This window comes from Bacillus haikouensis (assembly GCF_013179555.1).
GTDB classification, from domain to species: domain Bacteria; phylum Bacillota; class Bacilli; order Bacillales; family Bacillaceae_B; genus Rossellomorea; species Rossellomorea haikouensis_A.
The window spans coordinates 36,717-46,373 of record NZ_JABMCR010000005.1 but is presented as its reverse complement, the minus strand read 5'-3'; the positions used below and the strand labels follow the sequence as shown (position 1 = coordinate 46,373).

Genomic DNA, 9,657 nt, shown 5'->3' with positions numbered 1-9,657 from the left:
GTACCGAGACGGTCAGCCCTGATTATCATTCATTTCGATTTTGAACATCTCTAAGATCTTCAAGCCTTTTCTCTTCTTCTTCAAAAAACTGTACGAGGTCTCCTATCCGGTCGATGGAATCCCAACTTAAATGATGTTCGATGCCTTCAACATCTTCATATATATGCTCTTCTTTTACACCGATTACCCTGAGGAATTGTTCCAGAAGTTCATGTCTGTAAACTAAGCGTTTTCCGACTTTATTTCCTTTTGGAGTCAGTACGAGCCCACGATATTTCTCGTATACCAGATAATCATCTTTATCTAATTTCTGTACCATCTTTGTCACTGAAGAGGGGTGTACGGATAAAGCTTCGGCAATATCTGATACTCTCGCATACCCTTTATTCTCAATTAACAAATAAATCTGTTCTATATAATCTTCCATACTTGGTGTAGGCATTCTGCACCCTCCAAATTCCCGTGAATATCAATAAAAGTTTACTATAAGAACAGCATATATACAACCCGGAAACTATATCACTCTTCTGTAAGCTTTCCTTGATTCAGAAATTTAGATACCAACCCATACTTAGGAGATACCATCCAGACAATCAAAAATACAATGCCGGCTGCCACTGCCATCGCACCTGAAATGGATACATCGAATATCTTTGCCCCATAATATCCGGCAACACTGTCAAAGACACCAATAGAACCGCTCAATAGAAGCATTAAATTATATCTGTCAGTCAGTAAATAGGCTGTAGCGCCGGGAGCGATCAACAAGGCAACAACGAGAATGGCCCCCACACTGTCAAATGCAGATACGGTAGTCACCGAAACCAACCCCATCAGGATATAATGAATGGCTAAAACAGGAATGCCGATGGCTGCTGCCATACTTGGATCAAAGGAGGTTAATTTAAACTCCTTGAATAAAAGCAAAATGACTGCAGCATCAATGATGAGGATCGCCCCCAGCATGACGACAGACTTAGGTACGGACCCCAGAACAGGTAAGGAGATCGTGTTCCATGGCACAAATGCAATTTCGCCCATTAATGCATGTTCGACATCCAAATGAACGTTCTTAGCGAAAAGAGAAATAAGAATGACACCTAAGGCAAACAAAGAAGTAAATACAACTCCGATAGCAGCATCTTCCTGGATGCCGCCCGAATTCAATAGCTGGACGATAAAAGTCGTTAATAATCCAGCGGCGGCTGCCCCAATAAGCATATTGAACCCATTCATGCTTTGACTGACAATAAAAGCCATTACAAGACCAAGAAGGACAGTATGGCTGATAGCATCGGCCAACATCGACATTTTTCTAAGGATCAGAAAACAGCCGACAACACCGCAAGATAATCCTACAAGACTTCCAGTGAGTAGGATCCATAGTTCATAGCTCATACCCCTGTCCCCCTCTCCCCGCACGTACCTTAATGTTTAAATAAGGGTTTTGACTGTAAATCTCGGTCATTTTCAATTTTAGCTTTTTAAGTTGATCGGCCGATATGGCCTCTTCTTCTTGGTTTTCAATCCAATCGATGTCAAGGCAGACCAGTTCACTCGGATACATTTCTTTCAATTCAATCATTTCATCCACAAATCTGAATGTCTCAGCTTTCATTGAACCTGAATCCGTAATGGATATGTTCCCATTAAAGTGTATGATATAACCGTTCTTAATAAGATGCTTCATGACACGGGTAAATCGCAGCTGTGAAATGGCAGACTTCTGAAACAATTTTCTTTCGTTCAGCGATTCCTCACTCATTTCATAGACTTTTTTCAATATGGATCGAATGGCCAGGCGATCATCATTCCTTGCCCTTCTCATGATAATCGATATCAACCCTCTCTTAGGGGAGAACAGCAGGGAGACGATGAAAATGGAAGTCGCGGTCAAAACAATGAAAGGGCCAGTTGATAAACCTTTTGCCAAGGTACTGATCAATGTACCGGCTGCTCCTGATAAACCTCCGATCACTCCCGAAATAAGAACCATCGTATGCAATGAATCCGTCCAATATCTGGCTGATATCGCAGGAGTAATCAGCAGCGCTGCCATTAAAATCACACCTACAGCCTGAATACCGATGACGACAGTAATCACTAAAAGTGAAACGAACAAAAAATTCAGGAATCCAACTGGAAGCCCGATTCCCCTCGAGAATTGCGGGTCAAATGTACTGACTTTAAATTCTTTAAATAACAGTGTTGTGATGATGACCAATGCAGCAGCTGTCAGACCCATCAACTGCACATCCCTTCCGACCAGGGAAGCCGCCTGCCCGAATATGAAATCATCCAATCCGCTTTGATTCCCTGTAGGCATCTGTGCAACCTTCGTCAGGAGTACAATACCTAATCCGAAAAATACAGACAATACCAAACAGATTGCCGTATCTTCCTTAATTCTCGTTGTATTGGTAATCAATTGAATCGTATATGCTGCCAGCAATCCCGTTGCAGCAGCACCCGTTAATAAAACAAAGAAATTCTTTTCACCAATGAACATGAAAGCAAAACAAATTCCCGGCAGCGCAGCATGGGCTACGGCATCGCCTATTAAACTTTGCTTTCTTAATAGAGCAAAACTCCCTAATACCCCGCTCGCTATCCCCAATAACAATGTGCTGAGTAATACCCACTGAGTATTCCCGTCAGTCACAATCGACTGCCATATATGATTCACTTTACTCACCTCTTTCTTATGGTTGAATCAACATTTTATCCTTTTCCAGGAATGATAACCTTCCGCCGTAAGTCAGTTGTAAATTAGCCACGTTGAACACTTCATCTGTCGGTCCAAATGCGATTGTTTTTCTGTTAAGCAGCAGCGTCCAGTCAAAATATTCTTTGACAGTTTGCAGGTCATGGTGAACAACCAAGACAGTCTTTCCCTGTTCCTTTAATTCAGTCAACAAAGAAATGATCGCTTTTTCTGTTGCCGCATCCACTCCCACAAAAGGTTCATCCATGAAATAGACCTCAGCTTCCTGTGCAAGTGCCCGTGCAAGAAATACCCGTTGCTGCTGTCCGCCGGAAAGCTGGCTGATCTGTCTCGATGCAAATTGGTTCATTCCTACTTTATCCAGGCATTCCATTGCATAGGCAGCGTCTTTTTTTGATGGTTTTTTAAACCATCCTAAATGTCCATATCTTCCCATCAAAACAACATCAAGCGCATTTGTGGGGAAATCCCAATCTACGGATCCACGCTGAGGAACATATCCTACGGTTTTACACTTTGGTGAATAAGGTTTATCAAATATTTTTATATCTCCCGATGAACGGGGAATCAATCCTAAAATGGCTTTGATCAAGGTGGATTTCCCCGCTCCATTAGGACCGACGATCCCAATAAGTTTCCCTTTCGGCACAGAAAATTCCACATCTATGAGTACCGGCTTTCTGTGATAAGCAACTGTCAAGCCTTTTATCTCCACTGAATTCATTTAATTCCCTCCTTAAATCTTACTTTAATGCATCAACAATTGTATCGACATTATGCCGGTACATCCCTATATAAGTACCTTCATCTGTACCTTCTTTCCCCATGGCATCGGAAAATAATTCTCCGCCGATACTCACTTTATGGTCTTTATCCTTTGCCCCTGCAATAACGGCATTGATCGATTTCTCCGAGATGCTTGATTCCACAAATACAGCTTTTATATTTCTGTCAACCAATGTATTTACAAGTGATTGAACATCTCCCAGACCATACTCTGCATCTGTACTTAAACCTTGCAGTCCCATGACTTGAAGACCATACTTTGCACCAAAGTAATTGAACGCATCGTGGGCTGTGACCAGAACCCTCTGTTCTTCCGGGATCATTGCCATTTCTTTATCAGCATATGTTTTCAATTCATCTAATTGGGCAAAGTATTTTTCGGTATTTCGAATGTAGTCTTCCTTGTTTTGCGGATCGTTCTTGATTAAACCGTCCCGTACCTGTTCTAAAGCAATCTTCCATAAATCAATGTCAAACCAGACATGTGGGTCCATTGCAGTGTTATTAGCGGAGTCCTTTCTTAGTTTATCCTTGGGGATACTGTCAGCAATTGCATAAGTTGGTTTTTCTTCATTCATCTTTTTGAAAATTTCAAGCATCTTACCTTCTAAATGCAAGCCGCTGTAAAAAATGATATCCGCTTCTTGTAGTTTACCGATATCTGATTGCTTGGCTTTGTATAAGTGAGGGTCAACACCTGGTCCCATTAGACTTTGAACCTCTACATGCTCTCCTCCGATATTTTTTACTGCATCCCCTATTTGACCGATTGTTGATGTGACGACTACTTTCTCATTCGGAGATTCACTCACGGCCTCTCCGCACCCAGAAAGAATAAGTCCTCCCATTAAAATAATAATCAATCCGATAAGTGTTACCAATCTTTTGTTCATGTTAACTCTCCTCTCTTACATTTGATAATCGTTAATTCAATCCTATTCAGAAGTTTTATATATGTTCACATTTTTTTACACAAGTAATCTATTTTTAATAAGGGCATATATTTTACCTTAGTAAATAAAAGTTTCCTCAGTGCAAATTTTATTCAGTAATGCAATCATTGTCAACCCTTTATTTTGGTGATATAGCTGTAAAGAATAAAAATCACCAGTTGGTGAGGGAATATTTTAAACATTTCCTCAAAATTAATTTTGATGATGTTGACTCTAAAATCTCCATATTGTATAGTAAAGACATCATTGAAGTGGAGCGATTTTTAGTGTTTAAGCATTGGAAATCAACATTTCATGATAAATATTTTCCATAAGCATTTTGGTGCTTAGTCGATTTAGGAGGATAAGAAGAATATGCAAAATGGTAAAGTAAAATGGTTCAACAACGAAAAAGGATTCGGCTTTATTGAAGTGGAAGGCGGAGACGATGTATTCGTACACTTCTCAGCGATACAAGGCGAAGGTTTCAAGTCTTTAGAAGAAGGTCAAGAAGTTTCTTTCGATATTGTTGAAGGAAACCGCGGACCACAAGCAGCCAACGTAGTAAAATTATAATAAACCCCATATAAGTATAAAAAGCGGACGATTAATTCGTCCGCTTTTTTCATTTCTTCAATATTAAATTTTGACTACTTTAACTGATCTCCGTATATCTTTATTTGTTCTCCAACTGTACACTCTTCGATACAGAAACGATGTGCCTTCGCTTTACCGGATTCCTTACGAAAATATGCTTTAAGCAAGCAGTCTCTGCAATAGGTGTCGATCAACTCATCCACTTTATTAACTACTTGTTTGCGGTCCATTTCATCACTCCTAGTCTCCTCCTGCTATCTATTGGTTTGTATATATAGAATATATAATTTGGCCTGAAATTATTCTATGCGCTTATGACTGTGAACTTCAGTCCCGATCAGGGCCTGATTAGCGAGCTTATCAGCTTCCTTGTTATCATTTCTGCTCAATACGTCGAATGTCATCTTCAATCTCAATTTAGCGATGATGGACTCAATGCGATCAAGCCATCTGTTCAAGCCTTCATCAAAGCACGCCCACTCCCCTTCAAGCTGCTTAAGTACAACTTGTGAATCCCCTTTTACCGTACATGGAGCATTTTTCACTCCAATTTCTTCGAGCAGTAAAAGAGCATTGTGCAATGCAGCATACTCCGCTTCATTATTATTTTCAAGCGTTTCAAGTTTTTCATTTTTTCGTATTCTGAATTTCTCATCACCTTTGTCATAATAAACGACAATTCCTATACCTGACCGTGTACTCTCTTTATCAAAACCGCCATCAAAATAGACGACGATATTTTCAGGTTCTTTGTCCAGTTGTTTATTCAACTTGATAAATTCTTTAAGCGTCCAGGAATTATCCATCTCATCAATGATTTCAATATCGATGACTCTTCCCGTCTTCATTAGATCATCTGCGTGAATCATCGTTTCCTTTCTGGGAAACCAAGAGGATTCGAACCAGATATCGCTGCTTGTTTTACTTGTATATTTGAACTTGAGTTTCATCTTCATATTTGATCACTCTCTTCCAACTATTGTCTTCATATTGTTCAAGCTTCCTTTTATTTGTATAATGGAGATTATTGTTCATGTAAGAGGAGGATTTCCATGTTTAATATATGGTTTGGTCTATTGTTTGTTCTTTGTACATTCTCGCTTATGCTCATAATGTATAGAGTATTTGGACGAACGGGATTATTTGTATGGGTCGGCATTGCAACCATCCTTGCCAACCTGCAGGTGGTCAAGACCATTGAAATATTTGGTTTGACAGCCACTTTAGGAAATGCGGTGTACGGATCTGCATTCCTGGTGACTGATATTCTAAATGAACGGTTTGGCAAAAAGGATGCACAAAAAGCGGTTTTGCTGGGTTTCTTCACTTTACTCATTATGACTATTATTATGCAGTTGTCACTGATATTTCAACCACACCCTGATGATATTGCTCAGGAATCTTTATCCACCATATTCGGCCTGATTCCGAGAATAGCACTGGGAAGCCTGGCTGCATACTTGGTGAGTCAATTTGCAGATGTATATATTTTTTCTTATTTAAAGAAAAAGTTTCCAACCGACTCACAGTTTTGGATACGAAACAATGGAAGTACCATGATCAGCCAGCTTTTGGATACGCTTGTATTTACAAGTATTGCTTTTCTGGGTACATTTCCACTTGATATCTGGTTAGAAATTTTCATCACTACTTACTTGTTGAAATGGATCATTTCGGTTTTGGATACTCCATTTGGCTATATAGCCAAGCGATTTCCTAAAAATATAGACTGAGAGATCCAGAAATGAGAGGTGAATTCAATGTTTGAAGTAAATGTAGATGGAGCAAGTGCAGGCAATCCGGGTCCAAGCGGAGCAGGAATCGTCATTAAACAAAATGGTCAGCTGGAACATCTTTCCTTGCCGCTCGGAAGAATGGATAATCACCTGGCTGAATTCACTGCTTGTAAGAAAGCGTTGGAATTATGTATTGAGCAGGAGGCTCAGACTGTTTGGATCCGCAGTGACTCCCAGGCTCTGGTACAAGCAGTGGAAAAAGAATTTGTTAAAGGCGCTGCCTATAAATCTGTGTTACAGGAAATATTAATCCTTTCCCGACAAATACCTTTGTTTTTTATTAAATGGATCCCGAGTAAAGAAAATAGAATGGCTGATGATCTCGCAAGGAAAGCCATTCATCTGAATGAATGAAAACAAAAAGGAGGCCTGGCCGGCTCTCCTTTTTGTTTTGGCCATTTTTGCAAACCTGATGTGAAAACAGCATTTATTCTATGCAAGTCCCTGATGATCCATCCATTTTAACGCTTCTTTCCTTGAAGTGATTTTTTGGGAATGAAGCCGTTCCAATATAGACATATAAAAGCTTGAGTCAAACTGTTTTTGTGCTTTTAGTGTGATTTCGATGGCACTGTTCACCAATTCATCAGACGCATCGGTATATTTTTTACCGAAATAAATAAATCCGATTGCATCTTCTTGAAACTTAAATCCCCTGTTTTCCAAATCAATGAGAAAATCTTCGGTTGTTTTTTTCACGTTTCTCCTCACCTTAATTACAGCATAGTCTTGTTCACCTTACAAAAAATCTATTTCTCTGCCTATCTTTTTTTGAAATCAAAAATCCCAGAGCCCCCATCAACAGACCTAAAACAGCTCCGCCGACTACCTCTTGAGGCTGATGTCCAAGCATTTCTTTAAGGAGTTTAGGTTTTTTCTCCTCAAATTCAACCGATTCTTCCTGGTGCGCTTTTCTGACAAGCTCATCCAGGCTATTCACTTTAAGCGTCAATTCACCGGTCTGTCTTCTAATCCCCTGGGCATCATACATGACGATTAAACCGAATACAAAGGAAAGGGCAAAATCGACCGTTTTGACCCCTTTTTTTAATGCAATAAATGTAGTTAAAGAAGCAACCCCTGCACTGTGAGAGCTTGGCATGCCTCCTGTCTGGAAAAAAAGTTCAGGTTTCCATTCCTTCTTCTTCATATAATGAAGGGGGATTTTGAAACCTTGAGCTAAAACAATACTCAATAAGGCTGTCAGTATACCTTTATTCACCCTATACACCTCCCTTATCAATAGTCTGTCCTAAATTCCCTGAATGCATGGGATAATTTAAAGAACATAACGCAAAATAGTGATGTATGTATCTACTTTAGGAGGCGTTATTATGAGCAAGAATAATAATAAGAATAAAGGAAGAGCAGCAGGCAGTGTCAACCCACAAGGCATAGCAGCGGATACGGAATTTGCTCAGGAACCAAAGAGCAAATTAGAAAATGCCGCAAAAAAAGCGACCCGAAAGTAATCGCTGCTTCATCTGCTATCTAATTAAAGAGTCAGGATTTACCGCACCCTGACTCTTTACTTGTATCAACCAGATGCAATTAGAGAATCTGCGCTCAATAAAAACCTTCTGAGTACTTTTAATTCCAGCTCTTCTATATAAGATATGGAAGCATCGGAAACATTGCTCCAAACGGCATTTTCAATCGAAAGTGGCAAAGGGACTTCACAATGGATCTCTGCCAGTTTCCTTGAAACATGCAGCATATCCAAATCAGCTTCAATTTTCTTTCTCTGCGAAAGTGTCAATTTATCCAAATTATTTAAAATACCTTCAATATCCTCGTATTCCTGTATCAATTTAACAGCCGTCTTTTCTCCGATTCCTTTCACTCCAGGATATCCGTCACTTGTATCACCCATTAATGCCTTTACATCGATAAACTGCATGGGAGTAATACCTCGTTCTTCTATGAACAGATCTGTCGTGTATGTTTGATAATTTCCAAACCCTTTCTTCAATAACATGATTTCAATGTTTTCATCAAGTAATTGAAGCAAATCCTGGTCGCCGCTCAGTACCGTAACTTTACGTTCCTTATGATGTACCTTTGCCAGCGTACCGATACAGTCGTCTGCTTCAAAACCGGGAACGCCAACATTGGCCAGATTGAAACCTTCTGCCACTTCTTTAGCCAGATCAAATTGAGGGATCAGTTCGGCCGGAGGAGCATTGCGATTTGATTTATACTCCGAATATACGTCGTTTCGGAACGTCTGGCTTCCCATGTCCCAGCATACCAGGATATGAGTCGGCTTGACATAATCGACAGCCATTAGAAGGTGCTTCATAAAACCTTGTACACCATTGGTCGGCAGTCCTTTCGAGTTCATCATGAATTGCCCTGTTACGGCAGTAGCAAAAAAAGAACGGAACAAGAGCGCCATCCCATCTATTAATAAAATATGTTCGTCTTTCTTCATTTCATCCACTCCTGACTGTTTACATATTGGTTTCGACTATCACTACTTTTTAAAATCAACCCTCTAAAAGTATAACATATTTTTATTTTCTCCCCATTGGTAAAGAAAGAGGCAGGGACAAAAGTGTTATAGTCTAAGTAAAACCCGAACTAAATTGCCTTCTAACAGGCAAATTAGTTCGGGTGATTATTTTGTTCAATGTAAACTTAAGTTTTAGCACTTTCCAGCGGTTGATTGGAGTGCAAGACGAAGACTCCGGCGGGAGAAGTAGCCAATGTGAGACCCCGCAGGCTTGCCGAGAAGGCTCACGGGCTACCCGCGGAAAGCGAAGTCTTGCACGGAAATCATTAGCGGTATTAAGAATATACGCTGAAATTGTTCGTCTTT

The 9,657-nt window shown here is 40.0% G+C and carries 14 protein-coding genes; 4 read left to right on the top strand and 10 right to left on the bottom strand.

Features of this window, described 5'->3' with window-relative positions:
- Positions 1-25: 25 nt before the first annotated feature.
- The 5 genes from mntR to HP456_RS01305 form a co-directional block, all read right to left on the bottom strand.
- Entirely contained in the window at positions 26-442 is a 417-nt protein-coding gene (gene mntR / locus HP456_RS01325; protein WP_172248211.1) for a transcriptional regulator MntR, read from the bottom strand.
- Positions 443-519: 77 nt separating this feature from the next.
- A complete protein-coding gene (locus HP456_RS01320) occupies positions 520-1,398 on the bottom strand; it encodes a metal ABC transporter permease (protein ID WP_172248210.1) in 879 nt (292 codons plus the stop codon).
- Entirely contained in the window at positions 1,388-2,686 is a 1,299-nt protein-coding gene (locus HP456_RS01315) for a metal ABC transporter permease (RefSeq protein WP_172248209.1), read from the bottom strand. The genes HP456_RS01320 and HP456_RS01315 overlap by 11 nt, the downstream gene beginning before the upstream one ends.
- A gap of 16 nt (positions 2,687-2,702) precedes the next feature.
- Complete coding sequence (locus HP456_RS01310) at positions 2,703-3,449, bottom strand: metal ABC transporter ATP-binding protein (RefSeq protein ID WP_172248208.1); 747 nt, start codon at positions 3,447-3,449, stop codon at positions 2,703-2,705.
- Between the two features lie 19 nt (positions 3,450-3,468).
- Positions 3,469-4,404, bottom strand: a complete 936-nt coding sequence (locus HP456_RS01305) for a metal ABC transporter solute-binding protein, Zn/Mn family (RefSeq protein ID WP_172248207.1) — start codon at positions 4,402-4,404, stop codon at positions 3,469-3,471.
- Between the two features lie 414 nt (positions 4,405-4,818).
- Between HP456_RS01305 and cspD the strand changes: the two genes are divergently transcribed.
- The gene (cspD, locus tag HP456_RS01300; protein ID WP_172248206.1) at positions 4,819-5,019 is read left to right on the top strand and encodes a cold-shock protein CspD; all 201 of its coding nucleotides are present in this window, start codon (positions 4,819-4,821) and stop codon (positions 5,017-5,019) included.
- Between the two features lie 74 nt (positions 5,020-5,093).
- Here cspD and HP456_RS01295 read toward each other — a convergent pair whose 3' ends face one another.
- Together HP456_RS01295 and HP456_RS01290 are read right to left on the bottom strand one after the other, a co-directional pair.
- Positions 5,094-5,270 (bottom strand): zinc-finger domain-containing protein, encoded by a 177-nt coding sequence (locus tag HP456_RS01295; RefSeq protein WP_172248205.1) that lies wholly within the window; start codon positions 5,268-5,270, stop codon positions 5,094-5,096.
- A gap of 69 nt (positions 5,271-5,339) precedes the next feature.
- On the bottom strand, positions 5,340-5,996 hold the full coding sequence (locus tag HP456_RS01290; protein WP_172248204.1) for a reverse transcriptase-like protein: 657 nt from the start codon (positions 5,994-5,996) through the stop codon (positions 5,340-5,342).
- 96 nt (positions 5,997-6,092) lie between these two features.
- On the opposite strand from HP456_RS01290, the gene HP456_RS01285 reads away from it, so the two are divergent.
- Both HP456_RS01285 and HP456_RS01280 read left to right on the top strand, forming a co-directional pair.
- Positions 6,093-6,773 (top strand): queuosine precursor transporter, encoded by a 681-nt coding sequence (locus HP456_RS01285; RefSeq protein ID WP_172248203.1) that lies wholly within the window; start codon positions 6,093-6,095, stop codon positions 6,771-6,773.
- Between the two features lie 27 nt (positions 6,774-6,800).
- The gene (locus HP456_RS01280; RefSeq protein WP_172248202.1) at positions 6,801-7,190 is read left to right on the top strand and encodes a reverse transcriptase-like protein; all 390 of its coding nucleotides are present in this window, start codon (positions 6,801-6,803) and stop codon (positions 7,188-7,190) included.
- Positions 7,191-7,268: 78 nt separating this feature from the next.
- Here the strand turns inward: HP456_RS01280 and HP456_RS01275 are convergent, their stop codons facing one another.
- Both HP456_RS01275 and HP456_RS01270 read right to left on the bottom strand, forming a co-directional pair.
- Positions 7,269-7,535 carry a DUF6123 family protein gene (locus tag HP456_RS01275; protein WP_172248201.1) on the bottom strand — a complete coding sequence of 89 codons (267 nt, stop codon included), beginning with the start codon at positions 7,533-7,535 and terminating at the stop codon, positions 7,269-7,271.
- 34 nt (positions 7,536-7,569) lie between these two features.
- Positions 7,570-8,058: a divergent PAP2 family protein gene (locus HP456_RS01270; protein ID WP_172248200.1), complete on the bottom strand. Its 489-nt coding sequence runs from the start codon at positions 8,056-8,058 to the stop codon at positions 7,570-7,572.
- Positions 8,059-8,170: 112 nt separating this feature from the next.
- Between HP456_RS01270 and HP456_RS01265 the strand changes: the two genes are divergently transcribed.
- Positions 8,171-8,308 (top strand): small, acid-soluble spore protein L, encoded by a 138-nt coding sequence (locus HP456_RS01265; RefSeq protein WP_172248199.1) that lies wholly within the window; start codon positions 8,171-8,173, stop codon positions 8,306-8,308.
- A gap of 65 nt (positions 8,309-8,373) precedes the next feature.
- Here the strand turns inward: HP456_RS01265 and HP456_RS01260 are convergent, their stop codons facing one another.
- Complete coding sequence (locus HP456_RS01260) at positions 8,374-9,270, bottom strand: 5'-3' exonuclease (RefSeq protein WP_172248198.1); 897 nt, start codon at positions 9,268-9,270, stop codon at positions 8,374-8,376.
- Positions 9,271-9,657 lie beyond the last annotated feature (387 nt).